Source organism: Streptomyces sp. NPDC088794 (assembly GCF_044750545.1).
GTDB lineage: Bacteria > Actinomycetota > Actinomycetes > Streptomycetales > Streptomycetaceae > Streptomyces.
Genome location: NZ_JBIVKB010000001.1, coordinates 555,689 through 572,444, shown reverse-complemented (window position 1 = coordinate 572,444; position 16,756 = coordinate 555,689). Strand labels below are relative to the sequence as shown.

The 16,756-nt window shown below is 70.4% G+C and carries 17 protein-coding genes; 13 read left to right on the top strand and 4 right to left on the bottom strand.

Annotation, left to right across the window (positions count from 1 at the left end; genetic code table 11):
* Positions 1-23: 23 nt before the first annotated feature.
* The 7 genes from ACIP6U_RS02605 to ACIP6U_RS02575 are packed head-to-tail and all read left to right on the top strand — an operon-like array spanning position 24 to position 5,899.
* Positions 24-950, top strand: a complete 927-nt coding sequence (locus tag ACIP6U_RS02605) for a VOC family protein (protein WP_401711811.1) — start codon at positions 24-26, stop codon at positions 948-950.
* 14 nt (positions 951-964) lie between these two features.
* Positions 965-2,413, top strand: a complete 1,449-nt coding sequence (locus tag ACIP6U_RS02600) for an NAD-dependent succinate-semialdehyde dehydrogenase (protein ID WP_401711808.1) — start codon at positions 965-967, stop codon at positions 2,411-2,413.
* Complete coding sequence (locus ACIP6U_RS02595) at positions 2,410-3,228, top strand: fumarylacetoacetate hydrolase family protein (RefSeq protein ID WP_401711806.1); 819 nt, start codon at positions 2,410-2,412, stop codon at positions 3,226-3,228. The genes ACIP6U_RS02600 and ACIP6U_RS02595 overlap by 4 nt, the downstream gene beginning before the upstream one ends.
* The gene (locus ACIP6U_RS02590) at positions 3,225-3,596 is read left to right on the top strand and encodes a VOC family protein (protein WP_401711803.1); all 372 of its coding nucleotides are present in this window, start codon (positions 3,225-3,227) and stop codon (positions 3,594-3,596) included. The genes ACIP6U_RS02595 and ACIP6U_RS02590 overlap by 4 nt, the downstream gene beginning before the upstream one ends.
* A 26-nt stretch (positions 3,597-3,622) precedes the next feature.
* Positions 3,623-4,426, top strand: a complete 804-nt coding sequence (locus ACIP6U_RS02585; RefSeq protein WP_401711801.1) for an alpha/beta fold hydrolase — start codon at positions 3,623-3,625, stop codon at positions 4,424-4,426.
* Complete coding sequence (locus tag ACIP6U_RS02580; protein ID WP_401711798.1) at positions 4,423-4,908, top strand: heme-binding protein; 486 nt, start codon at positions 4,423-4,425, stop codon at positions 4,906-4,908. The genes ACIP6U_RS02585 and ACIP6U_RS02580 overlap by 4 nt, the downstream gene beginning before the upstream one ends.
* A 4-nt stretch (positions 4,909-4,912) precedes the next feature.
* On the top strand, positions 4,913-5,899 hold the full coding sequence (locus ACIP6U_RS02575; RefSeq protein WP_401711795.1) for a methionine synthase II (cobalamin-independent)-like protein: 987 nt from the start codon (positions 4,913-4,915) through the stop codon (positions 5,897-5,899).
* Positions 5,900-5,979: 80 nt separating this feature from the next.
* Here the strand turns inward: ACIP6U_RS02575 and ACIP6U_RS02570 are convergent, their stop codons facing one another.
* Entirely contained in the window at positions 5,980-6,258 is a 279-nt protein-coding gene (locus ACIP6U_RS02570) for a putative quinol monooxygenase (protein ID WP_401711792.1), read from the bottom strand.
* A 143-nt stretch (positions 6,259-6,401) separates the two neighbouring features.
* Here ACIP6U_RS02570 and ACIP6U_RS02565 point away from each other — a divergent pair, with 143 nt between their 5' ends.
* The 5 genes from ACIP6U_RS02565 (at position 6,402) to ACIP6U_RS02545 (ending at position 12,893) form a co-directional block, all read left to right on the top strand.
* Positions 6,402-7,868: an aldehyde dehydrogenase family protein gene (locus ACIP6U_RS02565; RefSeq protein ID WP_401711789.1), complete on the top strand. Its 1,467-nt coding sequence runs from the start codon at positions 6,402-6,404 to the stop codon at positions 7,866-7,868.
* Positions 7,861-9,069 carry an L-2-hydroxyglutarate oxidase gene (gene lhgO / locus ACIP6U_RS02560; RefSeq protein ID WP_401711787.1) on the top strand — a complete coding sequence of 403 codons (1,209 nt, stop codon included), beginning with the start codon at positions 7,861-7,863 and terminating at the stop codon, positions 9,067-9,069. Before ACIP6U_RS02565 ends, lhgO begins: the two co-directional genes overlap by 8 nt.
* A 130-nt stretch (positions 9,070-9,199) precedes the next feature.
* Entirely contained in the window at positions 9,200-10,060 is an 861-nt protein-coding gene (locus ACIP6U_RS02555; protein ID WP_401711784.1) for an amidohydrolase family protein, read from the top strand.
* A gap of 13 nt (positions 10,061-10,073) precedes the next feature.
* Positions 10,074-11,783 (top strand): thiamine pyrophosphate-dependent enzyme, encoded by a 1,710-nt coding sequence (locus ACIP6U_RS02550; RefSeq protein WP_401711782.1) that lies wholly within the window; start codon positions 10,074-10,076, stop codon positions 11,781-11,783.
* A gap of 48 nt (positions 11,784-11,831) precedes the next feature.
* A complete protein-coding gene (locus ACIP6U_RS02545; RefSeq protein WP_401711779.1) occupies positions 11,832-12,893 on the top strand; it encodes an Ldh family oxidoreductase in 1,062 nt (353 codons plus the stop codon).
* Between the two features lie 60 nt (positions 12,894-12,953).
* Here the strand turns inward: ACIP6U_RS02545 and ACIP6U_RS02540 are convergent, their stop codons facing one another.
* Together ACIP6U_RS02540 and ACIP6U_RS02535 are read right to left on the bottom strand one after the other, a co-directional pair.
* Complete coding sequence (locus tag ACIP6U_RS02540; protein ID WP_401711776.1) at positions 12,954-13,889, bottom strand: alpha/beta hydrolase; 936 nt, start codon at positions 13,887-13,889, stop codon at positions 12,954-12,956.
* Positions 13,890-13,902: 13 nt separating this feature from the next.
* Positions 13,903-14,505 carry a TetR/AcrR family transcriptional regulator gene (locus ACIP6U_RS02535; protein WP_401711774.1) on the bottom strand — a complete coding sequence of 201 codons (603 nt, stop codon included), beginning with the start codon at positions 14,503-14,505 and terminating at the stop codon, positions 13,903-13,905.
* Positions 14,506-14,719: 214 nt separating this feature from the next.
* Here ACIP6U_RS02535 and ACIP6U_RS02530 point away from each other — a divergent pair, with 214 nt between their 5' ends.
* Positions 14,720-16,201: an MFS transporter gene (locus ACIP6U_RS02530; protein WP_401711771.1), complete on the top strand. Its 1,482-nt coding sequence runs from the start codon at positions 14,720-14,722 to the stop codon at positions 16,199-16,201.
* 26 nt (positions 16,202-16,227) lie between these two features.
* On the opposite strand, the gene ACIP6U_RS02525 is transcribed toward ACIP6U_RS02530, so the two are convergent.
* Positions 16,228-16,710 carry an excalibur calcium-binding domain-containing protein gene (locus ACIP6U_RS02525; RefSeq protein ID WP_401711768.1) on the bottom strand — a complete coding sequence of 161 codons (483 nt, stop codon included), beginning with the start codon at positions 16,708-16,710 and terminating at the stop codon, positions 16,228-16,230.
* Between the last annotated feature and the right edge of the window lie 46 nt (positions 16,711-16,756).

Below are 16,756 nucleotides of genomic sequence, written 5' to 3'. Positions count from 1 at the left end.
GGCGACCCGGAAGCGAGGAATCCATGGGAATCCAGAGAATCGAATCGATCACCTACGGCATCGACGATCTCGACGAATGCGCCCGTTTCTTCGACGACTTCGGGCTCTTCCTCCTCGAACGGACCGACGAACACGCCGTCCTCGAAACGCTCACCGGTCAGACCCTCCACCTGGACACCGCCCCCGGACCGCCGCTGCCGTCACCGGTGGAGGACGGGCCGACACTGCGCGAGGTGGTGTGGGGCGTCGACACACTGGAGGAACTGGAACGCCTTGTGGCCGTCGTGGCCAAGGACCGCGAGCTCCGCGAGAGCGCCGACGGTGTCCATCACACCGTCGACGAGACGGGCTTCGGCGTCGGGCTGACCCTGGCCCGCCCCAAGCCGGCACCGGTCACACCCCGGCCGGCCAACGCGCTCGGCAGTGTCAACCGCTGGAACACCGCCCTGACGGCCATCGAGCGGGTCCGCCCGTTGCGCATGTGCCACGTGGCGCTGAACATCCCCAATTCCGGCAAGGAGGCGGCCGTCGCCTTCTACACCGAACTCCTCGGCTTCCGCCCGACCGACGTCGTCGAGCCCATGGGCGTCTTCATGCAGGCCCCGGGCGACGAGGACCAGCACACCATGCTGCTGTGCCACCGCCCCGACCGGGCCGGGATCAACCACATCGCCTACGAGGTCCCCGGCTTCGACGACGTCGTCGAGGGCGGCAACCACATGATCGACAAGGGCTGGCGGGAGGCCCGCAGGCTGGGCCGGCACACCATCGGCTCCAACGTCTTCCGCTTCCTGCACGCCCCGTGCGGTGGCCGCGTGGAGTACGCCGCCGACATGGACCGGGTCGACGACACCTACGAGACCCGCGTCCACGAGACCACCCCGCCGCACCACATCTGGGCGCTGCGCACCAACCGCGACCAGGAAGCCCCTGACCGGTCCCGACCCTGAGAGGGCACCCACCCATGACCACCGACCACGGCTACCCCGCCGTCCGCATGTACATAGCGGGCGAGTGGTGCCAGGGCGGCACCGGACGTACCGCCCCGATCGTGAACCCGGCCACCGAAGAGGTGATCGGCGACGTACCCCTCGCCACCCCCGCCGACCTCGACCGCGCCCTGGCCGCCGCCGACACGGGCTTCCGCACCTGGCGCGGTACGTCGATCGCCGAGCGCACCCGGATCCTGCACACCGCCGCCGACCTGCTCACCGACCGCGCCGCCGCAGTGGGCCGGATCATGACCCAGGAGCAGGGCAAACCCCTCGCGGAGGCCGCCGGTGAGGCTCGCCGGGTGGCCGACACCCTGCGCTGGCAAATAGAGGACGCCCGCCGCGCGTACGGCCGCCTCATCCCGTCCGCCCCCGGCACCGTGCTCTCCGTGCGCCGCGAACCCGTCGGCCCCGTCGCCGCGTTCGTGCCCTGGAACTTCCCCGCGGGCGGCCCCATGCGCAAGATCTCCTCCGCGCTGACCGCCGGCTGCTCCATCGTCATCAAGGCCTCCGAGGAGACCCCGGCGACCGCCGCCGCCCTCGTCTCCTGCTTCGTGGACGCGGGTCTGCCGGCCGGCGTCCTCAACCTCGTCTTCGGCGAACCGGCGGACGTGTCGGCCCAGTTGATCGCCTCTCCGGTCGTCCGCCTGGTCGCCTTCACCGGCTCCGTCCCGGTCGGCAAGCTCCTCGCCGCCGAGGCCGGCACGGTCATGAAGCCCGCCCTGATGGAACTGGGCGGGCACGCGCCGGTGATCGTCTGCGCGGACGCCGACCCGGCCATGGCCGCCCGGCGCGCGGCCCAGGCCAAGTTCCTCAACGCGGGCCAGGTGTGCACCTCGCCGAGCCGGTTCCTGGTCCACGAGAGCCTGATCGACGACTTCACCGCCGAGTTCGTGACGGCCGCCGAGGCCGTGGTCGTCGGCGACGGCCTGGCCGAGGGCACCACCATGGGCCCGCTCGCCAACGAACGCCGGCTCACCGCGATGCAGCGCCTGACCGCCGACGCCGTCGCCCGCGGGGCCAAGGTGCTCACCGGCGGCGAACGGCTCGACCGCGCCGGGTACTTCTTCGCACCGACCGTCCTCAGCGACGTACCGGCGGACGCGGAGGTGATGCACGAGGAGCCGTTCGGACCACTCGCACCCATCGTGCCGTTCACCGACCTCGACGAGGCCCTGAAGACCGCGAACGGACTGCCGTACGGCCTCGCCGCTTACGGATTCACCCGCAGCGCGGCCACCGCCGAACGGCTGTCCGCCGAGCTGGAGGCCGGCATCCTCTCCCTCAACCACTGCGGCGGCTCGGTCCACGAGGCGCCCTCCGGCGGGGTCAAGGAGAGCGGCTACGGACGGGAAGGCGGGCCCGAGGCTCTGGACTCCTACCTGGTCACCAAGCGCGTCTCCCACCTACTGGTGCCATGAGGTACGCGCGGATCTCGGTCGGCGGGCGGGCGGTCTGGGGCCGGGTCGGGGAGCGGGACATCGAGCTGCTGTCCGGTTCTCCGTTCGAGTTGCCGTCCGGCTCAGCTCACGAGTCGCTGTCCGGCTCCTCGCTCGAAGGCGCCCCGGACATGATCGGCACGGTGCCGGTCGCGGAGGCCGTCTGGCTGCCGCCCGTCCTCCCGCCCGTCTTCTACGCCGTCGGCATGAACTACCCGCGGCACATCGCGCACGCCGGCGTCGAGACCCCGAAGCGCCCCGAGGTCGGCTACCGGGCCAACAACGCGCTCACCGGCCACCGTTCACCCATCGTCAAGCCCGCCGAGGTCACCGGACGCTTCGAGGCCGAGCCCGAACTCGTCGCCGTCATCGGGCGAACGCTGCGCCACGCCACCTACGACGAGGCGCGCGAGTCGGTCTTCGGCTGGACCATCGGCAACGACGTCAGCGCCCGCGCCTGGCAGCACCAGGACCGCACCTTCTGGCGCAGCAAGAACAGCGACACGTTCAAGCCCATGGGGCCCTGGATCGAGACCGACGTCGACGCCCTCGCCCAGACCACCACCCTGCGTGTGAACGGCGAGACACGGGCCCAATTCCCCACTGGCGACATGGTGTTCGACCCCTTCGACCACCTCGTCGAGATCACCCGGCACACCACCGTGCACCCCGGTGACGTGCTGTGGATGGGCGCCGAGGCCACCTGCCAACTGGAGCCCGGGGACACCGTGGAGATCGGGATCAGCGGCATCGGCATGCTCTCCAACCCCGTACACCTCGAAGGGAACGAGCCATGAGCAAGGAACCGCGCTACATCCACCACGTCAACTTCCCCACCACCGACCCCGACCGGACCGCCGAGTGGTACACCAAGGTCTTCGGAATGAAGCGGATCATGCCCAAGTCCAACACCCGTGTGGTGCTGATGACCCGAGGCAACTTCGACCTCCACTTCACGCCGGTCGAGGAGATGGAGCGCATGGCGCCCTATCACTTCGCCGTCGAGGTCGACGACTGGGACGACTTCCTCGACCACCTCAAGGACCTGGGCATCCGGCATACCCGCCCGATCCAACGCCCCGAGAACCAGTCCAAGTTCTGCTACATCCACGACCCCGACCACACCATGATCGAGCTGGTCCACCACGCCAAGCGCCCCAACTGAGCCTGCACGCACGGGAGTCCATCCTCATGCCCATCGCCGACTCGGACGGCACCTCCATCTATTACGAGCGCCACGGCAGCGGCCCGGCGATCCTGTTCGTGCACGGCAGCGGTGGTCATCACGCGGCCTGGTGGCAGCAAGTGGCCGCCCTGCGCGAGCAGTTCACGATCCTGACCGTGGACCTGCGCGGCTTCGGCAAGTCCGACACGCCCACCCCTCCGCACTCGTCCAGGCCCGAGTTCGACGGCCAGGACTTCCCGGGTGACGTCGTCGCCGTCCTCGACGCCGAGAACATCACCGACGCCATGCTCGTCGGCCAGTCCATCGGCTCCGTCGCCGCCCTGCGCGCCGGACTGCTGCGCCCCGAGCGCGTCTCCTCAGTAGTCCTCGGCCACTCCCTCGGCGGCATCAGCCACCCCGAGCTCAAGGAACTGGCCGCCGCCGACCGTGCCGAGGCCGTCAAGCTGCCCGTCATCAACCGGCTGCTCACCCAGCCGTTCCAGCGGGAGCGCGCCGATCTGACCTTCCTCTTCCAGCAGATGGGCACCTTCAACGTCGCCCGAATGCAGGACCTGCGCAACCTCGACACCAACGGTCCGTCCCTGGCGGAGATCCAGGACTCCGGCATACAAGTCGCCTTCCTGGCAGGGGAGAAGGACGCGGTGCTCAGCGTGAAGACCGTGACCCGCGCTCACGAACTCCTTCCCGGCTCGCACCTGGAGATCGTCCCGGACGCCCCGCACTCCATGTACTGGGAGGCGCCCGCGCAGTACAACGCGGCCGTCACTCACCTGCGCCGCACCCTTACCGCACCGAAGGAAGCCGCATGAGCAGCCTCACCCTGGACGCCGCCGAGGAGATCATCGACGCCGCCCACAAGCGCGCCCAGGCGATCGGAAAGGCGGTGAGCGTCGCTGTGGTGGACGCCGGCGGCTTCCCGATCGCGATCCGCCGCCCGGACGGCGCCCGCCCGCTCACCCCGGACATCGCCCGCGCCAAGGCCTACACCGCCGCGATCATGCAACGCCCCGGCACGATGCTCAAGAAGTGGCAGGAGAGCCAGCCCGTCTTCTTCTCCCAGCTGTCCCAACTCCCCGGCGCGTCCATGCCGATCATGGCCACCGAAGGCAGCCTCACCATCAAGAGGAACGGCGAGATCATCGGCGGCCTCGGCATCGCGGGCGGCACCGCGGACGAGGACCAGCGGATCGCCGAGGAGGTACTCGAATCCCTCGGCTACGAGCTGGAGTTCGCGGCCTGGGGCACAGCGGGTACCGAGAGCAAGTCGGCCCCGTCCGGAAAGGACGCGTGACGTCATGGCGGACACCTTCAACTACCGCATCGACCACCACGGCAGCCTGGTCCGCCCCGGCGACCTCGCCACGATCGGCGTGGAGCAGGCGGTCAAGGACGCCGTGACCTTCCAGCGCAAGCTGCGCTCCACGGTCGTCACCGACGGCGACTTCCCGCGAGAGGACTTCCGTAGCGCGGTGCTTGACGGCGTATCAGGCTTCAGCCGTACGGACGAGACGGACCCCGACGGCCTGGCCCGCTGGGTCGCGGAGTCCCTCCCGAAGCCGGCCGGCCCGCTGCTCGCCGACTCGGCCGCCAAGCTCGCCGAACTGACGGTGATCGCCCCGAAGGCATCGCTGCCCTCTCCGGCCTACCTGGCCGCCACGACCTACGAACCCGGCCTGGGCGTATCCTCCGCCCGCGAGCTGGGGGAGGCCCTCGCGGAGATCATCCGGGCGGAGATCGAGTTGCTGATAGCCAAGGGCGTACGCCTCATCCAGCTCAACAACCCGCTGCTTCTGGACCAGTTGGAGCACGACCGAGGTGCGCTGTCCTTCGAGGACGCGCTCGCCGTCGAGGCGTTGGCGGTACGCCTGGACGACCGACCCGAGGGCGTCCGCGTAGGTGTCTGCCCCGGCTGGGCGGCACCGGCGGAGGCGGACCGGGCCCGCACCGAGAAGCTGTACACCGAGATCCCGGCCGACCGCTGGATCCTCCCCTTCGACCAGGGCACCCAGGCCGAACTGGACCTGGTCAGGGCACTCCCGGAGGATCGCGACTTCTGCCTCGGCGTGGTCGACGCGACCGTCCCCGAACTGGAGGACATCGACACGGTGATGCAACGGATCGACGCGGTAGGCGAGTTCAAGGACCTGGAAGACGGAGCGGTCTCACCGTCCCGAGGCTTCGCGGATGTGGCAGGCCGACCACTGCTGACGGCAGAGGCCCAGCGCCAGAAGCTGGTCCTGGTAGAGACAATCGCCCGCTACTGCTGGGGCAACGAGTTCTAGAACGCCCTTAGGGGCGCGGGGAACTGCGCGATCAACCACGAACTACCCGCGCCCCTAATCGCACACAAGCCAGGCAGACGCTAAAGCACCTCGGCAAAAGTCACCGAACGCTCGGTCAGCAACGGCCACACGGTCTCCAGGATCAGTTCCTTGAAATGCGGCGCAGCCTTGTGCGCCTCGAACCCGGCCTGGTCGGCATACCGCTCATAGAGCAGAAATCCGCCGGCCACGGAATGAACCTCGTACACCTCGTTCGCGGGCTCGGCCCTGGTCTCCCCGCGCATCTCCAGCAGAGCGTCCCGCACGGTCGCCTCATCCGCGGGCGCGCACTGGTAGGTGGCGATGACTGCGTAGGCCATGTCTCGTCTCTCCTCGGCGATTCCGATCCTCCGACCCGCCGATTCCAACACGATTCCCCTGATGAGCGGCTCGCGCGAAGCGCAATCAATGTGTGCCGCCCCGGATCTGGCCCCCTGTCGCCCAGTGAGATGTGGTGAACCGCATGCGTACTCTCGAAACCCTCTCCGGAGGGGAGTGGATCACGACCGGCGACTGGATCGACGTCCACGACCCGGCCGACGTCCGCGCCCCCTTCGCCCGCGTGCCCGCCCTCGCTGCCAAGGACGTCACCAGGGCCTACGACCACGCCGAGCGAGGCTTCGCCGTCTGGAAGCGCACGAGCCCCTTCGAGCGGGCCCGGATATTCACCGACGCGGCCCGCCTGATCCGCGAACGAGTCGAGGAAATCGCCGCCGACGTCACCGCAGAGAACGGCAAGACGCACGCGGAGGCGACCGGAGAGACCCTGAAAGCAGCCGACTTCCTGGAGTATTACGCCGCCCTCGCCCGGCAGGGCTACGGCACGCTCCTGCACGACGTACGCCCCAACCACCGTACGCACACCCAGCGTGAACCCATCGGCGTGATTCTCGTGATCAGCCCCTGGAACGACCCGCTGATCACCCCGGCCCGCAAGCTCGCCCCGCTGCTCGCCACCGGGAACGCGGCCGTGTTCAAGCCGGCCACCGAAACCCCTTTGTCGGGGCTGCACTTCGCCCGCGCCCTGCACGACGCGGGCCTGCCGGCAGGCGTCTTGAACGTGGTGACCGGGCGCACGGCGGAGATCGAGGAGGCCCTCCTCGACGACCCACGCATCGTCGGCATCACTTTCACCGGCTCCAACGCCGTAGGCAACCGCATCCGCCGCCGCCTCGCCGACCGCAACGTCCGCTTCCAGGGCGAACTCGGCGGCAAGAACGCCTCCGTCGTCCTGCGCGACGCCGACCTGCCGACCGCCGCCAAGGCCGTCGTCGCCGCCTCCTTCGGCCAGGCCGGGCAGCGCTGCACCGCCACCAGCCGGGTGATCGTCGAGCAGCCGGTGTACGAGGAGTTCGCGCGGTTGCTGGTCGCCGAGGTCGAGACGCTGACCGTCGGCCCCGGCAGCGACCCGGCGACCACCTTGTGCCCTCTCTCCAGCCCCAGGCAGCGCGACTCCGTCCTCGCCGACCTGGCCCGCGCACTCGACCAGGGCGCCACCGTCCTCACCGGCGGCCAGGCGGACACCAACGGCGAGCGCGCGCACGGCTGTTACGTCCAGCCGACCGTACTCGCCGATGTCACCGCCGAGTTGGCGATCTGGCGCGAGGAGGTCTTCGGCCCCGTCCTCGTCCTGCGGGCCGTCGCCGACTTCGACGCGGCCGTCGAGGCGGTCAACGACTCCGACTTCGGGCTCGCCGCCGCCGTCTTCACCCGGGATCTGGGCCACGCGTACCGCTTCGCCGACGCGGCCGAGTGCGGGCAGGTCGCGGTCAACTCCACGACCACCGGCTGGGACGTCCATCTGCCCTTCGGCGGGTTCCACGACTCCGGTACGGCGTACAAGGAGCAGGGCGACGAGGTGCTCCGCTTCTCCACCCGGGTCAAGACGGTCGCCGTCAACCTCGGTGCTCCGGAGCAGAGTGGTGGCTGACGAGACCGTCGGAGTCGTCGGCGCCGGCATCGTGGGCCTGGCCACCGCCCGCGAGATCGCGATGCGGCGTCCCGGCACCCGGGTCGTGGTCTTCGAGAAGGAGCCGGAGGTCTCCCGTCACCAGACCGGCCACAACTCCGGTGTCGTGCACGCCGGTCTCTACTACACGCCCGGCAGCCTCAAGGCCGACCTGTGCGTGCGGGGCGTGGCCCTGCTGCGCGAGTACTGCCGGCGGCGCCAACTCCCGTACCGCGAGACCGGCAAGCTGGTCGTGGCCGTCCGCGAGGACGAACTCGGCCGGATGAACGCCCTCTTCGAGCGGGCCCGCAACAATCACGTGCCCGACCTGCGCAAGCTCTCCCGCGAGGAGATCCGCGAGATCGAACCGCACGCCGGCGGGATCGCCGCCCTGCACTCCCCGCGCACCGCGATCACCGACTACCCGGCGATCGCCCGCGCCTTCGCCGAGGACGTCGTCGACTCCGGCGGCGAGGTGAAGCTGGGCTTCCCGGTCTGCTCGCTCCGTGACGTGCCCGGCGGCATCGAAGTGGGGTCGCGGCAGGAACGTATCCGCGTGGATCGGTTGATCCTCTGCGCGGGCCTCCGGTCCGACTCGCTCGCGCGGCTCGCCAAGGACACGAAGGAACCGCGGATCATCCCGTTCCGGGGCGAGTACATGCTGCTCAGGCCGGAGCGTACGAACCTGGTGCGCGGCCTCATCTACCCCGTACCGGACCCGCGTTACCCCTTCCTCGGCGTCCACTTCACGCCCCGCGTGGACGGCTCCGTGGAGGTCGGACCCAACGCCGTGCTGGCCCTCGCGAGGGAGGGCTACACCCGGACGAGGATCTCACCGAGGGACCTGCTGGGCCTCGCCGCCTACCCCGGCACCTGGAAGATGGCGGCCCAGCACTGGCGTACCGGAATCAAGGAGTACCGCGGTTCCTTCTCCACGGCGGCCTTCATGAAGGACGCCGGGCTGTACGTCCCCGGAGTCGGCGTCCGTGACGTCGTGCGCGGCGGGGCCGGTGTGCGGGCTCAGGCCCTGGACCGGGACGGCACGCTCGTGGACGACTTCCGCATCCATCGCGCCGGGCGCGTCACCGCCGTACGCAACGCGCCCTCGCCGGCCGCCACCGCGTCGATGGCGATCGCCGAACACATCGTGCGCGCGGTCTTCGAAGATGCCGCCGCAAACTGAAAATGCCCTGCGTACGGCGCACTTTCACGCAACAACTGCTTGCGCTCCAGGGGACTCCGCAAGGCCGCGGGACCCGCCTAGCGTTCCCTCCGTAACGCCCATCACCCCGTTCGACAGAAAGAGTTGAAGGATGTTCGTCGTCGACACCCAGATTCACATCTGGAAGGAAGAGACCCCGGACCGCCCCTGGGTCCCCGGCGCCCGGGAGCGCATCCGTCTCAACGGCCACCGGGAGGACCCCTTCTCCTACGAGGAGGCCCTGGAGCTGATGGACGAGGCGGGCGTCAACCGTGCGCTGATCCTGCCGCCGTCCTGGGAGGGCGACCGCATCGACTACGCCCTGGAGGCGTGCGAGGCGCATCCCGACCGCTTCGGCATCATGGCCCGCATCCCGCAGAACAAGCCCGAAGAGGGCACGGCGATGCTCAAGGACTTCGCCCGGAACCCGCATGTGAAGGGCACCCGGCTGACGTTCCACCGGCCGCAGGACCGCAACTGGATGATCGACGGCACCAACGACTGGTACTGGCCGGTCGCCGCCGAGTTGGGCATCCCGACCATGGTGCACGCCCCGATCTGGAAGCGTGAGCTGGGCGAAATCGCCGACAAGCACCCCGAGTTGAAGATCATCATCGACCACATGGGCATCATGGCCCGCTGCGTGGACGACGCGATCGGCTACTGGGTCTCGGAGACCGCCGACCTGGCCGCCCACCCGAACATCTACGTCAAGGTGTCGGCGCTGCCCGGCTACTCCACCCAGCCCTTCCCGAACAACAACATCCAGAAGTACGTCCGCGAAATGGTCGACAGGATGGGCCCGCAGCGCTGCTTCTACGGGACTGACATCACCCGCCTGCTCGGCCACGGCATCACCTACACCGACACGATCGAGCAGTTCACCAAGCACTGGGACTTCACGCCCGAGGAGCTTGAATGGATCATGGGCCGCGGTATCTCCGAGGTCCTGAACTGGCCGATCGAGGGCTGAGGAAGCACCAGAGATGACGGACTACCCGCACAACCCGGGCGTCGACGGCGGTGACGCTGTGGTTTCCGCCCTGAACGCCGTCGGCGCCGAGTACCTCTTCTGCTCGTCGGGGTCCGAGTGGGCCCCCGTGTGGGAGGCGCTGGCCCGCCGGCACCGCGACGGCGAACCCGCCCCGGAGTACCTCGACCTGACCCACGAGACCGTCGCCGTCGGCATGGCCACCGGCTTCGGCCTGGTCAGGCGGCGCCCCCAGGGCGTCCTGCTGCACGCGGCCCCCGGACTGCTCCAGGGCTCCATGGCCGTGCACGGCGCGCTCCTCGCCGGCGTTCCGATGGTGGTCGCCTCCTCGGAGTCCACCACGTACGGCGACGCCCCCGGCCACGATCCGGGCGGCCAGTGGTACCGCAACCTGTCCGTCGTGGGCGGCCCGCACGGCATCGCGCAGCCCTTCACCAAGTGGTCCAACGAGGCCGCGAGCGTCCACACCCTGCCCACCATGATCACCCGGGCGGCGGAGCTGGCCTGGCGGGCCCCGGCGGGACCGGCGTACCTCAACATCCCGCTGGAGATCCTCCTGGAGGAGTGGGACGGCCGCGCGGCCAAGCCGATCGTCGCGCCGGGATCCACGCACAGCTCGCCCGAAGAGGTCGATTCCGTCGCACAGTTGATCCGCGAGGCCGCCAACCCCGTGATCGTCACGGAGACCGCTGGCCGGGAGGAAGGCGGCTTCGAGGCCCTGGTCGCCTTCGCCGAGGCCTGGCACCTTCCCGTCGTCGAGCCCGACTCGGCGGTGTGCGGCAACTTCCCGCGCACCCACCCGCTGCACGCCGGCAGCGACATCGGACCGTGGATGGCCGAGGCGGACCTGATCCTCCTGGTCAACTGCCGCGCCCCCTTCTACCCGCCGTCCCGCCGCCCCGCCAAGGCGAAGGTCGTCGTCATCGACGAGGTACCGCAGCGCCCGCACGTCGTCTACCAAGTCCTGTTCGCCGACCGCTACTTGGAAGGCACCGTCACCAACACCCTGCGCCAGCTGACGAAACGGGCGAAGGATCTCGACGAGGTGGCGATCGCCGTCCGCCGTACGGCGCAGGAGCAGCGGCACGCGGCCGAACTGGCCGCCGTCACCGCCGCCGAGAGTCAGGCCGCCGACGCCGAGGGTGTCGACCCGGTGCTCGTCGCCGCGACCCTGCGCACGCTCCTCGACGGTCGGGACGGCATCGTCGTCGACGAGACCATCACCCACAGCCGGATCGTCAAACGGCATGTGCGGACCGACACTCCCGACTCGTACTTCTACGTCCAAGGCGGCCTCGGCCAGGGCATCGCGGTCGCCCTCGGCGTCAAACTCGCCGCGCCGGAACGCCCGGTGGTGCTCACCATCGGCGACGGCGCCTTCACCTACAACCCGGTCATCCCGTCGTACGACGCCTCCAAGGCGTACGAACTCCCGTTGCTGATCGTGGTGTTCAACAACCGCGTCTACAAGTCGATGAACCTCAACCACCGCCGGTTCTACCCGGACGGCGCAGCCGCCGAGACCGGCGAATGGCTCGGCACCGACCTGCGCCGGCTGCCCCGACTCGCGCGGTTCGCCGAGCCGTTCGGCATGCACACCGAGACCGTCGACACCACGGACGCGCTCGCGCCCGCGCTGGAGCGCGCCCTCAAGGCCGTGACCGGGGGCACCACCGCCGTCGTCGACGTACTCGTCACCCGCTGATCCGGACCCGCTCATCCGCAACGCCTGATCCAGGAGGCTCCCGCCACCATGTCCACCACACCGTCGAAGGTCCTGGTCCCCGCCGACGACCTGCGCACCTTCTCCGCGGCCCTCCTGGAGAAGGGCGGCCTCAGCCCCGAACACGCCCGCACCACCGCCGACGTGTTCGTCTGGGCCGCGCTGCGCGGAGTCGACTCCCACGGCATCGCCCGCGTCCCCGCCTATCTGGAGCTGCTCGCCAAGGGCGTCGCCAACGCCGACGCCGAGATCACCGTCGAGTCGACCACCCCGGCCGCCGCCGTCCTCGACGCCGACCGCGCCCCCGGCCCGGTCGCCCTCAGCGCCGCCGCCGACGAGGCCGTACGGCGGGCCCGCGTGACCGGCATCGCCTCCGTCGGCGTCCGCCGCACCGTCCACACCGGCGCCATCGGCTACTACGTCTCCAGGATCGCCGAACAGGGCCTGGTCGGGATCGGGTTCGTGGCCGGCATGCCCAACATGGGGTACACCGGCGTCAAGGGCGCGGCCGTCGCCACCAGCCCGCTCGCCATCGCGGTACCGGCCCGCGACCAGGCCCCACTGCTCCTCGACATGGCCACCGCGACCATCGCCCTGGGAAAGATCCGCCAGGCGAAGGCGAGCGGCGCGCCGTTGCCCGAGGGCGCGGCGGCCACGGAGGACGGCACCCCCACCACCGACCCCGAACTGGCGGTCATGCCCTTGCCGTTGGGCGGCGCGAAGGGCTCCGGCATGTCACTGGCCTTCGAGCTGCTGACCAGTGTCCTCGTGGGCGCGCCGATCTTCTCCGCCTTCCACGCGGACGACCCGGCCGGCCGCAAGCACCGCCAGAACGCCCTGCTCATCGCCCTCGACCCGGCCGCTTTCGGCGACCCCGACGCCTTCACCGCGAACGTCGACACCACTCTGGCCACGCTCAAGGACCTCCCGGTGGCGGAGGGCGCGGACGGTGTCCACTACCCCGGCGAACGCAGCGCGGCCGTGGCCGCCGAGCGGGGTGAGCGGGGCATCCCGGTGGCCCCGAAGGTGTGGCGCGACCTGACGGAACAGTCGGAGAAGCTGGACGTGAGGCTGCCGAGGGTGATCGGCTAGTGCTCGGATCGGCGGTTTCCCCGACGCCCTTCTGTTCTAGGGGCGCGGGGAACAGCGCGATCAGCCGCCAGTGGCTTTCCGTATCTGACGTGCAATCAACTCATAGGTCGCGCGGGCCTTTTGATCGTCCTGGCCGTCATATCCGTGATCGACCCCACTCACATCCCGGTACTCCACCAATGCCCCCGCCACCCGCAACCGGTCCGCGTAGGCCATGGCCTCGGCCTTGAGCAGATCGAACTCCGCGGTGATGACCACCGCCGGAGCGATGCCCGTCAAGTCCACCGTGTCGGACGGATGCGCGGGCGACACGAGCCGATCCCGACGCAGCTCCACGTCAGGGATGTACGCCGTGTCGAACACGTCGGTCATCCAGGGCCGCAGCACTGGTTTGTCGACGGCGGCCCGCTTGGACCTCGCCTCGGTCGTCAGGTCCAGCGGCGGATAGTGCAGCACCTGCAGCGCGATCGACGGCCCGCTCTCCTCCAACGCCTGCCGCGCCACGGCCGCCGCGAGCCCACCACCGGCGCTCTGCCCACCGATCGTGAGACGCCCGCCGTCCCACCCGTGCTCCGGGCCGTGCTCGGCGACCCAGCGGACGACCTCGTAGGCCTGGCGCGGGGGAGCCGGGAACGGATGCTGCGGGGCGACGGCGTAGTCGACGTTGATCACCACCGCCCCCGCCTCGACGGCGAGGAAGCGGCACAGCGGATCGTCGATCTCCGTCACGGACATCACGTATCCGCCGCCGTGGAAGTTGACGTGCACCGGCGGCGGATCGTCGCCTTCGGTCGTCGGCAGGTACACCACGGCCCGCGCCGGCGCGACCGACGTCGGGATCGTCAACTCGGTGACCACACGCGGGTATTCGGGGAACCGTGCGTGCGACGCGGCAGCGGATCCGCGCCCGCCGGAGCGACGCTCGGCGGACAGGGTCGCGCGCTGCATCGCCTTCGCGGCGAACGCGGCCACCGCCGGCCTGGCCAGGAAGGACATGCGGGCTCCGTTCTCAGTGGATCACGCGGACGCCGTCCAGGGCGATGGTCAGGACCCGGTCGCGCTGGGCGTCGTCCAGGAAGGTCGTGCCGGTGACGCCCGCGACCATCCGGATCAGATCGCCGAAGTCCATGTCCTTGCGCGCGACGCCGGCCGCCTGGGCGCGCTCGAAGAGCGGACCGCCCGCGGCGTACATCGAGTCGCGGCAGGCGTTGAGGATCTCCGACTCCCCGTCGAGGGCCTCCCGGATCGCCCGCTTGGTCACCATGTAGGCGGCGAACCGGGCGAGCCAGGACGTCAGGGCCTCCCAGGGCTCCTGGTCGGCGACCTGCCGGGCGACCCGCACCAGGTCGTTGACCTCGTCCGCGTACACGCTCTCGAAGAGATGGCGGCGGGTCGGGAAGTTCCGGTACAGGGTGCCGATGCCGACGCCTGCGCGCCGGGCGATGTCCTCCAGGGAGGCCTCCGCGCCGTTCTCGGCGAACGCCTCGCGGGCCGCGACCAGCAGGGCGTCATAGTTGCGGGCCGCGTCCTTACGGTGGGGCCGCTGGGACGCGACGATCTCGCTGACGGGGAACGACAGAGCCTCGCTGGTGGGCGACGGCTGGGCGGTCACGGGTGCCTCCCGGGGTGGGGCGGGTTGAACCGGAGGTGTGCCTCCGCTACAGTGGAGGGGTACCTCCACTTTACCAGTGTGGGTGGGCCCGGTGCGGATGCGTGCGGCCGCACGCCCGGCCGACGCGACTCCACCCCCGTATCTCCCATCTCTGCTCCCTCCTCTCTTCTTCTCTCCCTGTCTCCATCTCCCCTCGGTTCGGAGAGGCCTTTTCATGCCCCGCAAGTCCACCCGTCTCACCTTCGCGGTGCTCGCGACCGGTGCCGGCGTGTTCTCCATGCTGCAGTCGCTGATCGCGCCGGCCCTGCCGACCGTCCAGCACGCGCTGCACACCTCGCAGTCCACCGCGACCTGGGTGATGACGGCCTATCTGCTGTCCGCCTCCGTCTTCACGCCGATCCTCGGCCGGGTCGGCGACCTCATCGGCAAGAAGCGCACGCTGGTGTCCGTCCTGGTCGTCGTGGCGCTCGGCTGTCTGCTCGCCGCGCTCGCGCCGAACATCGGCGTGCTCATCGTCGCCCGGGTCGTCCAGGGCATCGGCGGCGCCCTGTTCCCGCTGTCGTTCGGCATCATCCGGGACGAGTTCGACGCCTCCCGGGTCAGCGGCAGCATCAGCAACCTGTCCGCCGTGATCGCCGCGGGCGGTGGCGTCGGCATCGTGGCGGCCGGCCCCATCGTGTCCGCGCTCAACTACCGCTGGCTGTTCTGGATCCCGGTCGCCGTGGTCGCGGTGACCACGCTCATCGCCCTGCGCTATGTGCCCGAGTCGCCCAACAGGGCGGAGGGCAAGGTGAATTGGCTCGGCGCCGGGCTGCTCTCGGCATGGCTGGTCGCCCTGCTGCTGCCGCTCAGCCAGGCCAGCGTGTGGGGCTGGGGCTCGGGCCGGGTGATCGGCCTGTTCGCCGCGGCCGTCGTGCTGTTCGCGCTGTGGCTGCTGGCCGAGGCCCGCTCCCGGTCCCCGCTCATCGACCTGCGCGTGATGCGGCTGCCCGCGGTGTGGACCACCAACGCCGCCGCGCTGCTGTTCGGCGCGGGCATGTACTCGCTGTGGTCCTTCCTGCCGGGCTTCGTGCAGACCCCGTCCTCCGCCGGATACGGCTTCGGCGCGAGCGTCACGGCCTCCGGGCTCCTCATGCTCCCGATGCTGGTGGCGATGTTCGTCTCCGGCATCCTCAGCGGCCGGCTGGAACCGGCGGTGGGCGCCAAGTCGCTCCTCACCACCGGTGCCGCGCTCGGTGCGCTGGCCCTGGGCATGCTCGCCCTGTGGCACGACGCGCAGTGGCAAGTCGCCCTGGTCTCGGGCGTGTTCGGCCTCGGCATCGGACTCGCCTTCGCCTCGATGGCCAACCTCATCGTCGGCAGCGTTCCCGCCTCCCAGACCGGCGCGGCCACCGGCATGAACGCCAACATCCGTACCATCGGCGGTTCCATCGGCGCCGCGCTGACCAGCGTCCTGGTCACCGGCCACCTCCAGCCCTCGGGCCTGCCGTACGAGTCCGGCTACACCCACGGCTTCGCCCTGCTGGCGGCGCTGTGCCTGGCCGCGGCACTGGCGGCACTCCTGGTCCCGACGCGGGCCCGCGGACTCTCGGGTTCGCTCCGGGCGGCCACCGACGTGTCGACGGACCTGCCGAGCGACCGCTCGCAGACGGCGGAGCCGAACCCGGAGCCGCTGGCCTCCGGCCCGCGAAGCTGACCCACCCCTACGCGTGGCCCACCCCGCTACTCACACCCCACGCCGTCCCCGTCCCGATCGAGGTGCCGCCCGTATCCGGGGTCACCGACCCGGACGGGGGCGGCACCGGCCGCGCGGGCCGCGTCGCAGTTGGCGTAGTACACGTCCTGCCCGCCGGAATCGTCGCTCCCACCGGCGACTTCGGCGGGCTCGGCCGTGACCGTCGCCTTCACGGTCCGTGTCGCCCGGACGGTGACCGTGGCGGCCGGTTCGGGATCCGCGGCTTCGGTGACCGTCGCGGTCGCCGTGGCGGTCGTCGTGACCGTGGCGGTGACCCGGGGTGCGGCCGACGCCGACGCCGGCTCCTTCCCGTCGTCGCCTCCACCGGCCAACAGGCCCACCAGGAAGGCGAATCCGACCGCAGGGATGACATAGCGCTTTCTCGCCCACCGCGGCGCCGGACCGGCCGACGGTATGCCGGCCGGCGGGTTGGGCGGGACGTTGGGCGAAGCGTTGTACGGATTGGTCATTTTCGTACCCCCCTGCGTATTTCGCGTGAGGGGACGGTAGTGCTGC